The following is a 16,769-nucleotide window of genomic DNA, read 5'->3' as shown; positions in this document are numbered from 1 at the left end:
AACGGTGCTCAGGCGAGCATCATGCCAACGCTTTTTCCACGATCTCGCGCACGTCGCGCGATTTCACCTGGGACGCCACTTTCTCCAGCGCCGCGCGCATGCCGTCGCGCAGCGTCGGCGTGAACCGGCGCCACAGTTCCAGCGAGCGGGCGAGGCGGGCGGCCACTTGCGGATTGATGGCGTCGAGCGCGATCACCTGATCGGCCCAGAACGCATAGCCCGAACCGTCTTCGGCATGGAACTGCGCCGGGTTCGCCGCGCAGAAGCTGAAAATCAGCGAGCGCGCGCGATTCGGGTTCTTCAGGTTGAAGGCCGGATGCGTCATCAGCTTGCGCACGATCTCGATCACCGGACGCTGCGCGCTGCCACGCTGCGTGGCCTGCAAGGCGAACCATTTGTCGATGACGAGCGGCTCCTTTTCGAAGCGCCGGTAGAAGTCGTCCAGCGCCTGCTGCGCCTCGGCGCTGCCGCCATTCGCCGCCGACGCATTGAGCAACGCGGAGAGCGCCGCCGAGCGGTCGGTCATATTGTTCGCCGCATCGTACTGCGCGGACGCGAGACGCACGGCCTCGGCCGGATTGTCCAGTTCCGCGAGGTACGACAGCGCGAGATTCTTCAGCGCGCGATGACCGGACGCTTCGGGCGTCGCTTCGTACGCGCCCGGCGTGCGATGTTGCTCGTACACCTTAAGCCAGTCGCCCTTGAGCGCGTTGGCGAGACGCTTGCGGACGAACTGCCGCGCGGCATGCACGGCTGCCGGATTCGATTCGGCCATCTGCTCGGCGAGATACGCTTCCGAAGGCAGCATCAACGCGAGTTCGCGGAACGATGGCGAGAGCGTTTCGTCGGTCAGCACGCGGGCGAACGCGGCTACCACGGAGTCGTCGAGTTGCAGCGGCACGCCGGTGGCGGCGCGTCCTGCAAGCGTGAGCAGCTCGCGCGTGGCGAGCCGCTGGCCGGCTTCCCAGCGGTTGAACGGATCGCTGTCGTGGGCGAGCAGGAACGCGAGCTGTTCCGCCGAGTAGTCGTATTCGACGATCACCGGCGCCGAGAAATTGCGCAGCAGCGAGGGCAGCGGCTCCTGCGCCACGTTGACGAACGTAAAAGTCTGTTCGGTCTGCGTGAATTCGAGCACGCGCGTGGTGAAGGCCGAGGCCGTGTTTTCGCCTTGCAATTGCAGCGGCAGGTCGCGGCCGTCCTTGCCGATCAAACCTATCGCGAACGGAATCAGCAGCGGGCCTTTCTGTGTTTCGCGCGCGGCCGGCGCGCCTTCGCCGTAGCCTTGGGTGAGCGTCACGCTGTAGCGTTGCTGCGCGGCGTCGTATTGCGTGCGCACGGACACGCGCGGCGTGCCGGCCTGGCTGTACCAGCGCTCGAATTGCGTGAGATCGCGGCCGTTCGCGTCGGCGAGCGCGTGGCGGAAGTCGTCGCAGGTCACGGCCTGGCCGTCGTGACGCTTGAAGTACAGGTCCATGCCCTTGCGGAAACCGTCGCGGCCGAACAGCGTCTGATACATCCGCACGACTTCCGAGCCTTTCTCGTAGACCGTCATCGTGTAGAAGTTGTTGATCTCGACGTAGCTTTCCGGACGCACCGGATGCGCCATCGGACCCGCGTCTTCGGCGAACTGCATCTGGCGCAGCACGCGAACGTCTTCGATGCGCTTAGTGGCGCGCGCGGCTTCGTCCGTTGCGCCGCCCGCCATGTCGGCCGAGAACTCCTGATCGCGGAATACCGTCAGGCCTTCTTTCAGGCTCAGCTGGAACCAGTCGCGGCACGTGACGCGGTTGCCGGTCCAGTTGTGGAAATACTCGTGGCCGACCACGGCCTCGATGTTCGCGAAGTCGGTATCGGTTGCCGTTTCGGGGTTCGCCAGCACGTACTTCGTGTTGAAGATGTTGAGCCCCTTGTTCTCCATCGCGCCCATGTTGAAGTCGCTCACCGCGACGATCATGAAGCGGTCCAGATCGAGTTCGAGCCCGAAACGCTCCTCGTCCCAGCGGATCGAATGAATCAGCGAATCCATCGCGTGACGGGTCTTGTCGAGGTCGTGCGGCTCGACCCACACTTGCAGCAGCTTTTCCTTGCCCGAGCCGCTCTTCACGCGCTCTTCCAGACACACCAGCTTGCCCGCCACGAGCGCGAACAGATAGCTCGGCTTTCTGAACGGATCTTCCCAGCGCGCGAAGTGGCGGCCGTCCGGCAAATCGCCTTCTTCGAGCAGGTTGCCGTTCGACAGCAGCACTGGATAATCGGCTTTACTGGCACGCAGCGTGACCGTGAAGGTCGCCATCACGTCCGGACGGTCGAGGAAGTAAGTGATGCGGCGAAAGCCCTCGGCCTCGCACTGCGTGAAGAAGTTGCCGCCCGACACGTAAAGGCCCGACAGCGTTGTGTTCTCAGCCGGATTGCAGATGCTCGTGAGCGTCAGTTCGAACAGATCCGGCACGTTGTCGAGCCGCAAGCCGTGTTCGTGCGCGTGGGCGTTGGCGAACGGCTGGCCGTCGATCTCGGCGCCGACGAACTCCAGTTGTTCGCCCATCAGCTCCAGGTGCGCGGCGCGCGACGCCTCCGGATTGCGACGCACGCGCATCGTGTTCCGGACAACCGTGCGTTCGGGGACCAGATCGAACTCCAGTGCGACGGTGTCGATCAGGAAGGCGGGCGGCGCGTAGTCGGCGCGGCGAATCACATTGGGCGTTGCGGTATCGGCCATGGCGTTCTGTAGTGTTGGAACTCGAGCCGGCGAGCGCGCTTCTGGCGTGCGGGCCGGGCATGTCGAGCCATTGTACAAAGCCTCGGCGAATTGTGCGGAGCGAACTTTTTACCGAGCTGGCTGGTCAGCGTATTATCGGGCGCCCGCGTGCGGGAAAGCCTGTGCGTCGACGGGGCCGGGTTTGACGGACAATACAGAGGCAACTTGGAAGCTTCACGAGGTAGACCATGAAAATCGATCGATGGACCCGCCACGCCACGCTGCTGCTGGGCGCACTGGCGGTACTGCTTTCCGGCTGCACGACCTACGTCACCACTCAGGTCACGGCCTTCTCCGACTGGAGCGGCAACGACGCCACCCGAACTTATGCGTTCACGCGAGCGGCGGACCAGCAGAACAATCTTGAACTCACCACCTACGAGCGCCTGGTTGCGAACGAACTCGCCACGCATTCGTTCCGCCAGGTCGACAGTGCGCAGGCGCGCTACCTGGTTGGACTGGCCTACGGGATCCGTTCGGACATGGTGACGGTCTCGGAGCCCGTGTATTACAACCCGTGGCCGGCGCCGTACTGGGGCTATGGCCGGCCGTTCGATCCGTGGGGCCCGTGGGGCGCATTCCCGGCTACGTACGTGAACCAGAGCTACCCGATCTTCACCCATTTGCTGGGCGTGCGGATTACCGAGCGTGCGAGCGGCAAGGAGGTCTACAACGTGACGGCGCGCAATACGGGTGGCGAGTCGTCGCTGGTTCGGGCCATGCCGTATCTGGCGCGTAGCGCGCTGGCCGATTTCCCGCTCGGCAACGGCGTGGTTCATACGGTGAAGATTCCGGTCGATAAGAACGGGCCATCGAACGAAATGGTGGCGACCGGCACGGCGCCCGCCGCCGCGCCGATGCCGGCGTCCGGTGCGAAAGTCGTTCAGTAAATAGTACCTGGCGGGCGCGCGTCAAACGGCGACGTCGGCGGTAGATAAACGGCCCGACAGGTTACCCTGTCGGGCCGTTCTGCTTTTCAAGACCGGAGAGCGCGACGCGTCACGCCCCGATACCGCCTTCGGGCATCCGCACGACCTTATTGCATCGCTTGAACAGCAGCCCCGAGTTGCCCGTGCGTCGCGTATTCAAATGAGGCAGGCTAACAACGCAAGCACCTTCCAATCTGAAACACTTTTCAAGAAAGTTAATTGAAAGCATCGCGCTATTCCGGCGAAATATTTCCGCGTCCGGATCGGCGGCAAGCCGCGCTGCTGATGGGCAGAGGGTTCATTCGCGAGGCGGAAAACGGCGCCGGAGGCCGGTGCCATGGCTTTACAGGCGGGCGTCGTTTGAGAGAGACGGATACAGATGGATACGTCTTTTGAAGCTGATTTATCCGAGAATATTCAGTATGATTCCGGCGACCATAGGGCGCCCCCGACAATCCTTCGGACGAATTGACAAAGGCGGCTAAATAATCAGGGCCAAGTGCCGTTAATCCGCTGAACCCTATATAAGAAGATTGGATCGACCCCGGCTGGAGATTGCCGGTCCGCGCGGCGCGTACACGCTGTGACGGTGCCGTATTCCGTCAGGCGCTTCAGCCTATCCTCGCTTCTACGCGCGAACACCGATATGCCCGATCTGCACTGGACCATTCCGGTCGCTCGCTGGTCTAGCTGGCCTGCTGCCGCATCTGCCGCACCCGACATCGGCTTCATCGAGCCGATCGTGCGGCGTCGTCTGAGCACTCTGTCCAAGGTGGCGCTTAAGGTTGCGCACGATTGTGTCGCCAACGATGCGGTGCGGGTCGTGTTCGCCTCGCGCCACGGCGAATTGCGGCGCACCACGGATATCTTGCGCGCCATCAGCGCGGGCGAGCCGGTCTCGCCGACCGCCTTCAGCCTCTCGGTGCTCAATGCCATGACCGGCGTGTTCGGCATCGCGCGCGGCGACCGCTCCGCGGCGAGCGCGATCTCCGCCGGTGCGGAAACGCTGGGTTACGCGCTCCTGGAAGCCCATGCGCAATATGCCGCCCAGCCGGATTCGCCGACGCTGCTGGTCTACGCGGACGAACCGGCCGATCCGGCATACGGCACGATCGAAGACGAAGTGCAGGGCGGCGCGATCGCGATCCTGCTCGATAGCGAAACGGCGACGGGCGAGCTGGAGTGCACGGTGTCACGCGCAGTCCTGTCAGACTCCGCGCCCCTAAACGAAACCCGCGCAGGCGAAATTGGCAAAACAGACGGGACAGACGCAGCAGAAAGCGCCGCCCCGGAAACCCTCTTCGCGACCCAAAGTCAGGCGCTGCAGCATTGTCTGGAAACCGGCCTGCCCACCGCATGGCAAAACGCCGGCACCACCTGGCATTGGAGGTGGCATGACCGCGCGGCTTGATTACTTCTGGCGATTCTGCGCGACCGGCATGGCTTTCGTGGTCTTCGGCGTGTGCGGCGTGCTGTTCTCCGTGGTGGTGTTTCCGCTTGCATGGGTGTGGCCGCACCGCGCCTCGCGCCAATTTGCGGTGACGAGCGTGATTCACTGGTTCTTCCGCGCGCTGGTCGCGGTATTGCAACGCATCGGCGTGATGGAACTGGAAGTGTCGGGTGTGCAGGCGTTGCGCGCGGGCGGCCCGGCGATCGTGGTCGCCAATCACCCGACCTACCTCGACGTGATGGTGCTGCTGTCGCTCACGCCGCATGCCTGCTGCGTGGTGAAAAACGCGCACTGGAGCAACCCGTGTTTCTGGGGCATCGTGCGCTCGGCGGAATACGTCAGCAATGCCGATCCCGCGGAGCTCGTCGAGGCCGGCGCGAAGCAACTGGCCGCAGGCTATACCATGATCATTTTTCCGGAAGGCACGCGCAGCCCCGCGCCGAACCGGCTGCACGCGTTTTCGCGCGGGTTCGCGCACATGGCGCTGAAGGTCGGCGCGCCGATCGTCCCGGTGCTGATGGACTGCGATCCACCCGCCTTCACCAAGCAGATGCGCTGGTACGACGTGCCGGCGCGCGCGTTCAGAATACGCGTGAACGTGCTCGAGCCGCTCGGCGTCGACCAGCTCGCGGCCCATGACACTCCACCGGCTCTCGCGGCGCGCAGCGTGACGAGCGCCGTCGAAGCCCACATTACCCAGCACCTGTTCGATTATGGATTCTTTAAAACTGGAAATTAAACAGCTCCTGATCGAAGCTCTCGATCTGGAAGACCTGAGCCCGGCCGATATCGACGACGATGCCCCGTTGTTCGATACCGACGGCATCGGTCTCGATTCGATCGACGCGCTCGAAATCGGCATCGTGCTGCGCAAACAATACCAACTGACCATCGCGGCGAACGACGAGCGCACGCGCGAACACTTCCGCTCGATCAGCACGCTGGCGGCGCTGGTGGCGAGCCAGCGCGAAGCGGTGCACGCCGTGAACGAAACAAACAGAAAGGGGGAGTAAATCGTGTCCGAGGCAGAGATTCTGGAGCGCATCCGCGCCATCTTCAAAGAGAACTTCGCTATCGAGCCCGAGCGTGTCACGCCCGAGGCGCATCTGTTCGAAGACCTCGATCTCGACAGCATCGACGCCGTCGACCTCGCAATCAAACTGCAGGAAATGACCGGGCGCCGCATCAAGCCGGAAGAGTTCAAGTCGGTGCGCACCGTCGGCGACGTGATCGGTGCGGTCGAATCGCTGCTGGCGGCACAAGGCTGATGCCCGCCGTGCGCTCGCGAACGCAAGCAGCGGCGGATCGGGCCGCCGATGCCTCGTCCGGCACTGAGCGCCACCTGGGCAAAACCGTCGTGCAGGTGCTATTGAAGCTCGCATACCCGGCGTTGATTCTGTGCGCCTGGAAATGGGACACGCCGCGCTACGTCGGCTGCATGCTGTTCGTGATCCTGTGGCTGCAGCGCTGGGCCGGCAGCGGGCCGGTGGCGACCTCGTTGCGGCGGCTCTCCTCGATCGACTGGACCGTGGTCGGCTTGCTGAGTTGCGCGTCGGCGGCGATCGTGTTGACCAATAGCGAGCTGCTGTTGCGTCTTTATCCGTCGCTCGTCAATCTGGGGTTGTTGATTGCGTTCGGCGCGACGCTCGTGCGCGGGCCGTCGATGATCGAAAAATTCGCACGCCTCGGCAATCCGAATCTGCCGCCGGGCGCGGTGCGCCATACGCTGCGCGTGACTCAGGTGTGGTGCGCGTTCTTCGCGCTAAACGGCGTGTTTTCCGCATACACGGCGTTGTACTGGAGCCGGGCGAACTGGTCGCTCTACAACGGCGCGATCGCCTATGTGCTGATCGGCGTGCTGCTGGTGGCCGAGGTCATCTGGCGTTATCTGGTCGTGCTGCCGCGCGCCGCGCGTTCGGAGGCGGCATGATCGCGTTGCATCATCTGTTGTCGTTGGCCGACGAGGCTGCCGCGGTGCATGCGCCCGTATGCCGCGACGGCGCCACGCTGCTCGATCGCGCGGCGTTTCGCGCGCGCGTCGCCGCGCTGATCGCGCTCGTGCAAACGCATGACGCGCAGCGCTACGCGTTATGTATCGACGATCCGTTCGATTTCGCCTGCGCGCTCTTTGCGCTGTTCGCGTGCGGCAAGGAGCCGGTGATTCCGGCCAACTCGACGCCGGGTTATCTCGCCGATCTCGCCGACGCGTATGAAGTGGTGCTGACGGACGCGGATTTGCCGCCGTTCGCGTTTACTGCCGACGCTGCCTCAACGCACACGTCCAGCGCCGCTTACCCGATCGACCCTCAAGCCCCGCTCACGCTCTACACCTCAGGCAGCAGCGGCCGCCCCAAGCCGATCCGCAAGACGCTCGCGCAATTCAACGCCGAAGTGCATACGCTCGAAAAGCAGTGGGGCGCGCTAGTCGGCGACGCGACGATGCTCGCGAGCGTGCCGCATCACCACATCTACGGTTTGCTGTTCCGCGTGCTATGGCCGCTCGCAGCCGGCCGCGCGTTCGACCGCGCGGTGAGCATCGAGCCGTTGCATCTGCAAACGCAGATCGACCACTGCGGCGCGGCGGTGATCGTGTCAACGCCCGCACAATTGTCGCGCTGGCCCGCGTTGCCCGGCTTCGCGGACCTGACGCCGGCGCCGCGCGCGTTTTTCTCGTCGGGCGGCCCGCTCGCGCTCGAAGCCGCACAGGAATACGCCGCCGCCTACGGCGCCGCGCCGCTTGAAATTTACGGCAGCACGGAAACCGGCGGCATCGCGTGGCGGCGCCAGGATCAGACCGATGCCTGGCAACCGGTGTCCGGCATCGAAGTGCGCCGCGACGACGACGGCGCGCTGAACGTCCGCTCGCCGCATCTCGATCACGCCGGCTGGCATCGCACTGACGACAAGATCGCCTTCGACGCCGAGGGCCGTTTCCGCCTGCAAGGCCGGCTCGACCGCGTGCTCAAGCTCGACGGCAAACGCGTCTCGCTGCCGGAACTGGAAGCGCGCCTCGCGCTGCATCCGCATGTGGCGCAAGCGGCAATCGTGCCGCTGGAAGGCGCCTCGCGCGAGCGCGTCGGCGCGGTCGTAGCGCTGACCGAAGCGGGCGGCGCGGCTTTGCGCGACGAAGGCCGCGTGGCGCTCGCGAAAGTCCTGCGCCGGCATCTCGCCGAGTATTTCGATGTCGTCGTGCTGCCGCGCCATTGGCGTTTTCGCGTCGCGTTGCCGTTCGACGCACGCGGCAAACTGCCGGTCGCCGCCGTGGCGGCCGCGTTCGCGCCGCGCAGCGAAGGCATGGAAGTGCTGGCCGAAGCGCGCAGCGGCGACACGCTGCACTACGAGTTGCGCGTGCCGCCGACGCTCGTGCATTTCGCCGGCCACTTTCCCGGGTTGCCGATTCTGCCTGGCGTCGTCCAGGTGGATTGGGCGATGCGTCTGGCCGCAGAGCACGTGCCGGCGGTGCGCGCGGTCGCGTCGATCGATCGCCTGAAATTCATGGCGCCGGTGTCTCCAGGCGCGGTGCTCAAGCTCACGCTCGCGCACGACGCCGCGCGCCGGCGCGTGCAGTTTGCTTATCGCGTGAACAGCCGTGAATGCGCGTCAGGCGTGATCGTCTACGTGGAGGCCGCGTGATGACGTTCTCCCCATGCATCGTCATTCCGATCTACAACCATAAGGACGCGATCGGCTCGACCGTCGCGCATCTTGCGGTTCACGGCCTGCCGTTTTTCGTCGTCGACGACGGCAGCGACGAGGCCACCCAGCAGGTGCTCGCCACGCTCGCGCAGCAGTACGCCGGGCGGCTCACGCTGCTGCGTCTGCCGGTGAACGGCGGCAAGGGCGCTGCCGTGATGGCGGGATTGCGCGCCGCACGCAAGGCGGGCTACACGCACGCGTTGCAGATCGACGCCGACGGCCAGCACGACGCCTCCGACGTGCCGCGTTTCATCGAAGCGGCGCGTGCCGAACCGGACGCGGTGATTCTCGGCCGTCCGGTCTACGACGAGAGCGTGCCGAAAGCGCGTCTCTACGGCCGTTATCTGACGCACGTGTGGGTATGGATCGAAACGCTTTCGCTGACGATCCGCGACTCGATGTGCGGCTTTCGCCTTTATCCGCTGGCGCTCGCCTGCGATCTGATCGACAGCGTGCAGTTGCCGACGCGCATGGACTTCGACATCGAGATCCTCGTGCGTCTGTATTGGCGGCGCGCCGCATTCCGCTCGATTCCCACGCGCGTCACCTATGCAAGCGACGGCGTCTCGCATTTCGACGTGCTGTGGGACAACGTGCGCATCAGCCGCAGTCATACGCGGCTCGTGTTCGGCATGCTGTGGCGTCTGCCGATGCTGCTCGCGCACAAGGTCATGCCGCGTCGCTCCGCACGTGCGGACGCCTCGGACGCAAAGAACCAGGACTGGTGGCGCATCGCGGAACGCGGCAGCCATCTGGGCATGTCGCTGCTCGCACTGAGTTGCAAGCTGTTCGGCCGGCGCTTTACCGCGCTGTGGCTGCATCCGATCGTCGCGTATTTTCTATTGACGGGCCGCGCCGCGCGCGAAGCTTCCAGCAACTATTTCAAGCATCTCGGCGAGGCTGCGCCGCACGGGGACACGCCGCGTCCAGGCTGGATGTCCGCATATCGCCATATGCTGGCGTTCGCGCAATCGGGCTTCGACAAGCTCGCGGCATGGTCGGGGCGCGTGAACAACGCCGACGTCAAATTCGAAGATCCTTCGGCGTTCGAAGCGTTGGTGGCGAGCGGCAAGGGTGCGCTCGTAATCGGCGCGCATCTCGGCAATCTGGAGATGACCCGCGCGCTCGCCGCGCAGGGCGCTTATGCGAAGGTCACGGCGGTCGTCTATACGGAACACGCGCGCCGCTTCAATAGCGTGCTGGCCTCGGCCAATAGCGAGTTCGCGAAGCATCTGCTCGAAGTCAGCGACTTCGGTCCCGAGACCGCGATGATGATGCAGGAGCGCGTCGATGCCGGCGAGCTGCTGGTGATCGTCGGCGACCGCGTGCCCGCGCACGAAGCGGGGCGCACGACCGAGGCGCAATTCCTCGGCTCGACCGCGCCGTTCGCGCAAGGCCCATACGTGCTCGCGCACGCGCTCGGCTGCCCGGTCTACCTGTTCTTCTGCCTGAAAGAGCGTGACGGCTACCGTTTGTATTTCGAACCGTTCGCCGAGCGCATCGAACTGCCGCGCCGTGAACGCGCGCAGCATCTCGCCGCGTGGGCGCAGCGCTATGCCGTGCGTCTCGAACACTATTGCCGCAAGGCACCTTATCAATGGTTCAATTTCTTCGATTTCTGGGCCAGCCCCAAGCGAGGCGCGAATGGCCGAACATGATCTGATCGATGTGCCGAATGCGGGCGCACATGTGAGCAACGCGGCTGTGGTGATCGGCGGCCGCAAGCTGACGATCGAAGAGGTCGTCGCGATTGCGCAGCATCGCGCGCCGGTCGCCTTGAGCGACGATCCGGCATGGCGCGCGCGCATCCAGCGCGGCGCGGATTTTCTGCGCCGGCATCTGGCCGAGGGCGCGACCGTGTACGGCGTCAACACCGGTTACGGCGACGCCTGCGTGGTCGACGTGCCGATGGAACTGGTCGAAGCCTTGCCGCTGCAACTCACGCGCTATCACGGCTGCGGCATGGGCCAATATCTCGACGACGCGCAAACGCTCGCGGTGATCGCCGCGCGCCTCAACTCGCTCGCTTATGGTTTTTCCGGCGTGCGTCCCGTGTTGCTCGAACGCCTGGCTGATCTGATCAATCATCGTGTTTTGCCGCGCATTCCGTCGGAAGGCTCGGTCGGCGCGAGCGGCGATCTCACGCCGCTCTCGTATGTGGCCGCCGCGCTCGCGGGCGAACGCGACGTGATGTTCGAAGGGCGTCTGCGTGACGTGCGCGAAGTGTGGGCCGAACTCGGCCATGCGCCGCTCACGCTCGCGCCGAAAGAAGGGCTCGCGCTGATGAATGGCACGGCCGTGATGACGGGTCTCGCCTGTCTCGCGTTCTCGCGCGCCGACCATCTGACACGGCTCACCGCGCGCCTGACCGCGCTATGCACTGTCGCGCTCGACGGCCGCGCCGCGCACTTCGACGCGATGCTCTTTGAAGTGAAGCCGCATGCCGGCCAGGCCGAAGCCGCCGCATGGATTCGCGATGACCTGTCGGGACGCGACGATACGCCGGGCCACCGTCTGCAGGACCGTTATTCGATTCGCTGTGCGCCGCATGTGATCGGCGTGGCGCGCGATGCGCTTTCGTGGGTGCGCCGCGATGTCGAGAACGAACTGAACAGCGCGAACGACAATCCGTTGATCGATCCGGACAACGAACGCGTATTGCACGGCGGCAATTTCTACGGCGGCCATATTGCCTTCGCGATGGACTCGCTGAAAGTCGCGGTCGCCAATCTCGCCGATCTGATGGACCGCCAACTCGCGCTGCTGGTCGACGTGAATTTCAACAACGGCTTGCCGCGCAATCTGTCGGGCGCGGCGCCCGCGCGAGCCGCGATCAATCACGGTTTCAAGGCGGTGCAGATTTCGTCGTCCGCATGGACTGCCGAGGCATTGAAGAACACGATGCCCGCGAGCGTCTTTTCGCGCTCCACCGAGGCGCACAATCAGGACAAGGTCAGCATGGGCACGATCGCCGCGCGCGACTGTTTGCGCGTGCTGGAACTGACCGAACAGGTCGCCGCCGCGCATACGCTCGCAACGGTGCAAGCCGCGCGGCTGCGCTTGAAGATCGATAGCGCGACGCCGGTGCCGGCGCCGCTGCAGGCGTTCATCGACAGCGTGGGCGCGCAGTCGCCGTTCGTCGACGAAGACCGCGCGCTCGAACACGAACTGCGTGCGCTGACCGCGCGCATTGCCGCGTGCGATCTGGCAAGCGACTATCGCGGAGGACCGAGCGCATGACCGGTTCCTGCAAAGTGTTGAGCGCGAGCGCGACGGTGGAAGTGCCGTTCCACGATGTCGACGCGATGAACGTGTGCTGGCACGGCCATTATCTGAAGTACTTCGAGATCGGCCGCGCGGCGTTGTTGCGCGCGTTCGACTACGACTATCGCGAGATGCAGGCCTCGGGTTATCTATGGCCGATCGTGGAAGCGCATCTCAAGTACGTGAAGCCGGCTACCTACGGTCAGCAGATCGAAGTGCGCACGCAACTGCTCGAACACGAAAACCGCCTGAAAATAGGCTATGAAATCGTGGATTGCGCGACCGGTGCGCGGCTGACCAAGGGCTATACGATCCAGGTCGCGGTCGATGCCGCCACCCAGGAGTTGCAGTTCGTCTCGCCGCCGGTCGTGTTCGAGAAGCTGGAGCGCGTATGGGCACGATGAATTTGCGCGCCGCCGTCGTGGGCACGTTGAGCGCATTGAGCGTAATTGCCACGACAGTCGTATGGATGGAACCCGCATCGGCTGCATCCGCCTCGACGAAAGAAGCCGCGCCCGGCAATCCCGCGCTCGTCTCGCAGATCGCCGCGCATCTCGCGCAGGCCAAGGGCGTGCGTGCGCAATTCACGCAGACGCAAACGCTCGCCGCGATGAAGCAGCCGCTCGTGAGCACCGGCTCGCTGCTGTTCTTCCGCGAGCGCGGCGTGATCTGGCAAATCGATACGCCATACAAAGCCACCTACGTGATCACCGATGCCGGAGTGGCCGAAGTCAACGCCAACGGCCAGCGCGTCACGGCTCACAGCGCGCAGGGCACGCGCGGCGTCGCGCAAGTCTCGAAGATGATGCGCGCGATGCTCGGCGGCGATCTATCGGCGCTGTACTCCCAATTCGACGTGCAAGCCGAAGGCAGCGCCGCGCAGTGGCGTATGCAACTCACGCCGAATCAGCCGCAGATCGCGCAGTCGATCAAAGGCTTGGAGATGCACGGCGGCGACTATCTGCAGCGCTTGCGCATCACGCTCGCGAACGATGACATCACCCAACTCGAATTCACGAAGAGCGCGGCCGTGACCGAACTCACCGCGGCTGAACGCGGTCTGCTCGGGGCGCCGTAATGGACATGCTGCAACAGCGATCCGCGAAACAGGCGTGGGGCATGCGCGCCGCGTGGCTGCTGCTCGCGCTCGTTGCAGCGCTGTATTGCAGCTGGCGATTCGCGGGACCGTCGCCGCTGCAAACTAATTTGCTCGCGTTGCTGCCGGCGACAGAGGCTGATCCGGTCGCTGAAAAGGCGGTCGATACACTGGCGGGCGCGCTCGGCGACCGCACCGTTTTTCTCGTCACCAGCAACGACGACGCGCACGCGAAAGCCGCGGCGAAGCAACTCGGCGCATCGTTGCAAAAGAGCGGCGCGTTCGGTTCGGTGACGGCTGAGTTGCCGCCGTTCGATCTGTCGCAGATCGCGGCGCTGTACATGCCTTATCGATTCGGCTTGCTGGCGCCGGCAGACCGCGCGGCGCTCGCAAGTACAGCAGGCGGCGCGGCCAATACGACGCTGCACGACGCGCTCGCCCAGCGCATCTACAGCCCACTACGCGGCGGACTCACCACACCACTCGCCGACGATCCGTTTGGCTGGCTCGAACACTGGCTCGGCGGCCCGCCGCTCGCCACCTCGAATCTCGAACTCGAAGACAACATGCTGGTCGCGCATCGCGGCGCCGCAACCAGCGTGCTGATCGTAGCGACGCTGCCGGGCTCCGCGTACGAAACGAAGACGCAGCACGCAGTACTTGCAGCGCTCGCTCAAGGCGAAAGCACGTTAAAACAATCGTTCCCCGATGTCTCCGTGGCGCGAACCGGCGCCGTCTTCTACGCGGAATCGGCACGCAGCGCATCGGAACATGAAGTGCATCTGATCGGCGTTGCGTCGCTGTGCGGCATCGCGCTGCTGATGATGTGGGTGTTCCGCTCGCCGCGTCTGTTGTTGCTCGGCTTTGTGTCGACCGCGCTCGGCATTGTCTGCGCGCTGGCGGTCACGATGCTGATATTTGGCAAGCTGCATCTGTTGACGCTCGTGTTCGGCGCCAGCCTGATCGGCGAGGCCGTCGATTATTCGATTCAGTACTTCGTGGTGTATCTTGGCGCGCGACGCGATTGGGACGCGCGGCGGGGCGCGCGGGCGGTGCGTCCCGCGTTGAGCGTGGCGCTCGCCACGAGCCTGCTCGGCTACGCGATCCTCACGTGGGTGCCGTTTCCCGCGCTCAAGCAGATCGCCTGCTTCGCGATTGCCGGTATTACGACGGCGTTCGCGTCCGTGCTGTGGCTGCTGCCCGCGCTGCTCACGCGCGCGCCCAAACGCAGCCCCAAGCGCGTGTTTGCAGGTGCGGCGCGCGTGCTGACGGTGTGGCATCGCACGATCGGCGGCAAGCGGGCGTGGTTCGTGGCGGCGCTGTTGCTGTTGCTGGCGATTCCAGGCTGGCTGCGTCTGACCAGCGACGACGATATCCATCTGCTGATCCAGCGCGATCCGGCGCTCGTCGCGCAGGAAGACAAAGTGCGCGCGGCTGTTGGCGTGGATAACAGTGCGCAGTTTTTCATCGTGCGCGGCGAGACGCCCGAGGTCGTGTTGCAACGCGCGGAAGCATTGGGCACAAAACTGGATGCGTTGAACGGCACCGCGAACAAGGTCGGCAGCTATCAGTCGGTTGCGCAGTTCGTGCCCTCCGCGAAGCAGCAGAGTGAAGACCGCGCGTTGCTTGCGCAACACGTGTTCAATGATCCCGCCGCGTTGCGCGCCACGCTGCTGCAAGCAGGCTTCAAGGACGAAGTCGCCGACGCCTGGCTCGCGGCGTACGCGAAACCACAAGCGCCGCTGACAGTCGATATGTGGCTCGCGACGCCGTGGTCGCAACCGTACAAACACCTTTGGCTCGGCGAAGTCGATTCCACGACCAAGGCCTATGCGGCGGTCGTCATCCCGCAGGGCGTGACGCCGCAGAACGAACCCGCGTTAATCGCGACCGAGCAAGGCTTGCCCGGCGTCGTGTTCGTCGACAAGGCCGCCAGCGTGTCGAAACTGTTCGGCGCGTATCGCGTGGATAGCGGCTGGTGGCTCGGCGGCGCACTCGCACTCGTGCTCGTTCTGTTGATGGTGCGATACAAAGTGCGCGGCGGCATCGCCGTGACCTTGCCGGTGCTGCTCGCGGTGGGCGTCACGCTCGCCGTATTCGGCTATGCGCACGTGCCGCTCAATCTGTTCAACTGGCTCGCGCTGATGCTCGTGCTCGGCGTGGGCGCAAACTACGCCGTGTTCCTGCGCGAAGGCTGCCTGCGCGCGGACGCGGATCTCGGCGCGGTGTGGACGGGCGTGCTGCTGTCGGCGGCTACGACATTGTTGTCGTTCGGCATGCTCGGCATGAGCGCGATGCCCGCGCTGAAGAGTTTCGGCGCGACGCTCGCGCTCGGCATCGCGGTCTCGGTACTGCTCGCGCCGATCGGCATGCCATCGGAATCAAGGAGGGCCGCATGAAAGCGCCATCAGTCTATTTGCACGCGCTCGGCATGATCAACGCGCTCGGCGGCGACCTCGACAGCATTGTCCCGGCGCTCGCTGCCGGTCGTTCGCCGGGTATGGCGAACGCGCATACGGGGATCGGCGAGGCGTTCGTCGGCAGCGTGCTTGCGCCGCTGGAGCTGGCGCCGCCCGCCGAACTCGCCCGTTACGACTGCCGCAATAACCGCTTGCTGCTCGCCGCGCTGACGCAAATCGCGCCCGCTGTCGAGGCGGCGCGCGAGCGCTACGGCGCGCATCGCATCGGCGTGGTGCTCGGCACCAGCACGTCCGGCATCGAGGCTGCCGAAGCCGCGTTCGTCTATCAGGCGCAAGCGGGCGATCTGCCCGCGAACTTCAACTACCGGCAAATGGAAATCGGCACCGCCGCGCCGTTCGCGGCCGCCGTGCTCGGCGTGCATGGTCCGGCATTCACCATCTCGACTGCGTGCACGTCGAGCGCGAAGGCCTTTGCATCCGCGCGCCGGCTGCTGCAATTACAGCTGTGCGACGCGGTCGTGGTGGGCGGCGTCGATTCGTTGTGCGAGCTGACGGTGCAGGGTTTCGCATCGCTCGAATCGACCAGCAACGTGCGCAGCAATCCGATGAGCCGCAACCGGTGCGGGATCAACGTCGGGGAAGGCGCAGCCGTGTTCCTGATGAGCCGCGACGAAGCAGCGGTGCGGCTTGCGGGCGTCGGCGAATCGAGCGACGCGCATCACATTTCGTCGCCGGACCCGCAAGGCGTGGGCGGCGAACTCGCTTTGCGCGCGGCGCTGGCCGACGCGGGCATCGAGTCGTCGGCGATCGGCTATGTGAATCTGCACGCCACCGCCACGCGCAAGAACGACGAGATGGAAGCGGGCTTGATGTCGCGCGTGTTTCCGCAAGGCGTGGCGACGAGCGGCACCAAGCCGTTGACCGGCCACCAGCTCGGTGCTGCGGGCGCCACCGAACTCGCCTTCACGTGGCTCTCGCTGGCGCATGACAACGTGCCGCTGCCGCGTCATCTGTGGGACGGCGAGGCCGATCCCGCGTTGCCCGCGCTGGACCTGGTCGTGAGCGAACGCTTCATGCCGCGAGGCGGCGCGCAATACGCGATGAGCAATTCATTTGCGTTCGGCGGCAGCAATGTCAGCCTTGTCCTTGCCCGATGAGT

14 protein-coding genes are annotated in these 16,769 nt (G+C 65.0%); 13 read left to right on the top strand and 1 reads right to left on the bottom strand.

Translation table 11 applies throughout. From position 1 onward, the window contains the following. Positions 1-19: 19 nt before the first annotated feature. Complete coding sequence (pepN, locus tag PQR54_RS20445) at positions 20-2,716, bottom strand: aminopeptidase N (protein WP_408248824.1); 2,697 nt, start codon at positions 2,714-2,716, stop codon at positions 20-22. Positions 2,717-2,943: 227 nt separating this feature from the next. Here pepN and PQR54_RS20440 point away from each other — a divergent pair, with 227 nt between their 5' ends. From PQR54_RS20440 to PQR54_RS20380, 13 genes are all read left to right on the top strand, one after another. Next, positions 2,944-3,645 carry a DUF4136 domain-containing protein gene (locus tag PQR54_RS20440; RefSeq protein ID WP_408248822.1) on the top strand — a complete coding sequence of 234 codons (702 nt, stop codon included), beginning with the start codon at positions 2,944-2,946 and terminating at the stop codon, positions 3,643-3,645. A gap of 685 nt (positions 3,646-4,330) precedes the next feature. Next, the gene (locus PQR54_RS20435; RefSeq protein WP_408248820.1) at positions 4,331-5,095 is read left to right on the top strand and encodes a beta-ketoacyl synthase chain length factor; all 765 of its coding nucleotides are present in this window, start codon (positions 4,331-4,333) and stop codon (positions 5,093-5,095) included. After that, positions 5,079-5,873, top strand: a complete 795-nt coding sequence (locus PQR54_RS20430; protein WP_408248818.1) for a lysophospholipid acyltransferase family protein — start codon at positions 5,079-5,081, stop codon at positions 5,871-5,873. Before PQR54_RS20435 ends, PQR54_RS20430 begins: the two co-directional genes overlap by 17 nt. Then, positions 5,848-6,147: a phosphopantetheine-binding protein gene (locus PQR54_RS20425; RefSeq protein WP_408248816.1), complete on the top strand. Its 300-nt coding sequence runs from the start codon at positions 5,848-5,850 to the stop codon at positions 6,145-6,147. The genes PQR54_RS20430 and PQR54_RS20425 overlap by 26 nt, the downstream gene beginning before the upstream one ends. A gap of 3 nt (positions 6,148-6,150) precedes the next feature. Beyond that, entirely contained in the window at positions 6,151-6,402 is a 252-nt protein-coding gene (locus PQR54_RS20420) for an acyl carrier protein (protein WP_007180827.1), read from the top strand. After that, the gene (locus PQR54_RS20415; RefSeq protein ID WP_408248814.1) at positions 6,402-7,064 is read left to right on the top strand and encodes a COG4648 family protein; all 663 of its coding nucleotides are present in this window, start codon (positions 6,402-6,404) and stop codon (positions 7,062-7,064) included. The genes PQR54_RS20420 and PQR54_RS20415 overlap by 1 nt, the downstream gene beginning before the upstream one ends. Then, positions 7,061-8,767, top strand: coding sequence for an ApeI family dehydratase (locus tag PQR54_RS20410; protein ID WP_408248812.1), 1,707 nt, complete (start codon positions 7,061-7,063; stop codon positions 8,765-8,767). The genes PQR54_RS20415 and PQR54_RS20410 overlap by 4 nt, the downstream gene beginning before the upstream one ends. Continuing rightward, the gene (locus tag PQR54_RS20405) at positions 8,767-10,488 is read left to right on the top strand and encodes a glycosyltransferase family 2 protein (protein WP_408248810.1); all 1,722 of its coding nucleotides are present in this window, start codon (positions 8,767-8,769) and stop codon (positions 10,486-10,488) included. Before PQR54_RS20410 ends, PQR54_RS20405 begins: the two co-directional genes overlap by 1 nt. Next, positions 10,475-12,070: an HAL/PAL/TAL family ammonia-lyase gene (locus PQR54_RS20400; RefSeq protein WP_408248808.1), complete on the top strand. Its 1,596-nt coding sequence runs from the start codon at positions 10,475-10,477 to the stop codon at positions 12,068-12,070. Before PQR54_RS20405 ends, PQR54_RS20400 begins: the two co-directional genes overlap by 14 nt. Beyond that, positions 12,067-12,498, top strand: coding sequence for an acyl-CoA thioesterase (locus PQR54_RS20395; RefSeq protein WP_408248806.1), 432 nt, complete (start codon positions 12,067-12,069; stop codon positions 12,496-12,498). The genes PQR54_RS20400 and PQR54_RS20395 overlap by 4 nt, the downstream gene beginning before the upstream one ends. Then, positions 12,486-13,172 (top strand): outer membrane lipoprotein carrier protein LolA, encoded by a 687-nt coding sequence (locus PQR54_RS20390; RefSeq protein ID WP_408248804.1) that lies wholly within the window; start codon positions 12,486-12,488, stop codon positions 13,170-13,172. Before PQR54_RS20395 ends, PQR54_RS20390 begins: the two co-directional genes overlap by 13 nt. After that, a complete protein-coding gene (locus PQR54_RS20385) occupies positions 13,172-15,589 on the top strand; it encodes an MMPL family transporter (RefSeq protein WP_408248802.1) in 2,418 nt (805 codons plus the stop codon). The genes PQR54_RS20390 and PQR54_RS20385 overlap by 1 nt, the downstream gene beginning before the upstream one ends. After that, on the top strand, positions 15,586-16,767 hold the full coding sequence (locus PQR54_RS20380; protein ID WP_408248800.1) for a beta-ketoacyl-[acyl-carrier-protein] synthase family protein: 1,182 nt from the start codon (positions 15,586-15,588) through the stop codon (positions 16,765-16,767). The genes PQR54_RS20385 and PQR54_RS20380 overlap by 4 nt, the downstream gene beginning before the upstream one ends. The last annotated feature ends 2 nt before the right edge of the window (positions 16,768-16,769 follow it).

This window comes from Paraburkholderia phytofirmans (assembly GCF_046028095.1).
Taxonomy (GTDB): Bacteria; Pseudomonadota; Gammaproteobacteria; order Burkholderiales; family Burkholderiaceae; genus Paraburkholderia; species Paraburkholderia phytofirmans_A.
This window is presented reverse-complemented; position numbering and strand designations above follow the sequence as displayed.

What these genes read in the sequence shown, in the direction of transcription:
- pepN (WP_408248824.1), bottom strand. Translation starts at nt 2,716, where the DNA reads ATGGCCGATACCGCAACGCCCAATGTGATTCGCCGCGCCGACTACGCG.
- PQR54_RS20440 (WP_408248822.1), top strand. Translation starts at nt 2,944, where the DNA reads ATGAAAATCGATCGATGGACCCGCCACGCCACGCTGCTGCTGGGCGCA.
- PQR54_RS20435 (WP_408248820.1), top strand. Translation starts at nt 4,331, where the DNA reads ATGCCCGATCTGCACTGGACCATTCCGGTCGCTCGCTGGTCTAGCTGG.
- PQR54_RS20430 (WP_408248818.1), top strand. Translation starts at nt 5,079, where the DNA reads ATGACCGCGCGGCTTGATTACTTCTGGCGATTCTGCGCGACCGGCATG.
- PQR54_RS20425 (WP_408248816.1), top strand. Translation starts at nt 5,848, where the DNA reads ATGGATTCTTTAAAACTGGAAATTAAACAGCTCCTGATCGAAGCTCTC.
- PQR54_RS20415 (WP_408248814.1), top strand. Translation starts at nt 6,402, where the DNA reads ATGCCCGCCGTGCGCTCGCGAACGCAAGCAGCGGCGGATCGGGCCGCC.
- PQR54_RS20410 (WP_408248812.1), top strand. Translation starts at nt 7,061, where the DNA reads ATGATCGCGTTGCATCATCTGTTGTCGTTGGCCGACGAGGCTGCCGCG.
- PQR54_RS20405 (WP_408248810.1), top strand. Translation starts at nt 8,767, where the DNA reads ATGACGTTCTCCCCATGCATCGTCATTCCGATCTACAACCATAAGGAC.
- PQR54_RS20400 (WP_408248808.1), top strand. Translation starts at nt 10,475, where the DNA reads ATGGCCGAACATGATCTGATCGATGTGCCGAATGCGGGCGCACATGTG.
- PQR54_RS20395 (WP_408248806.1), top strand. Translation starts at nt 12,067, where the DNA reads ATGACCGGTTCCTGCAAAGTGTTGAGCGCGAGCGCGACGGTGGAAGTG.
- PQR54_RS20390 (WP_408248804.1), top strand. Translation starts at nt 12,486, where the DNA reads ATGGGCACGATGAATTTGCGCGCCGCCGTCGTGGGCACGTTGAGCGCA.
- PQR54_RS20385 (WP_408248802.1), top strand. Translation starts at nt 13,172, where the DNA reads ATGGACATGCTGCAACAGCGATCCGCGAAACAGGCGTGGGGCATGCGC.
- PQR54_RS20380 (WP_408248800.1), top strand. Translation starts at nt 15,586, where the DNA reads ATGAAAGCGCCATCAGTCTATTTGCACGCGCTCGGCATGATCAACGCG.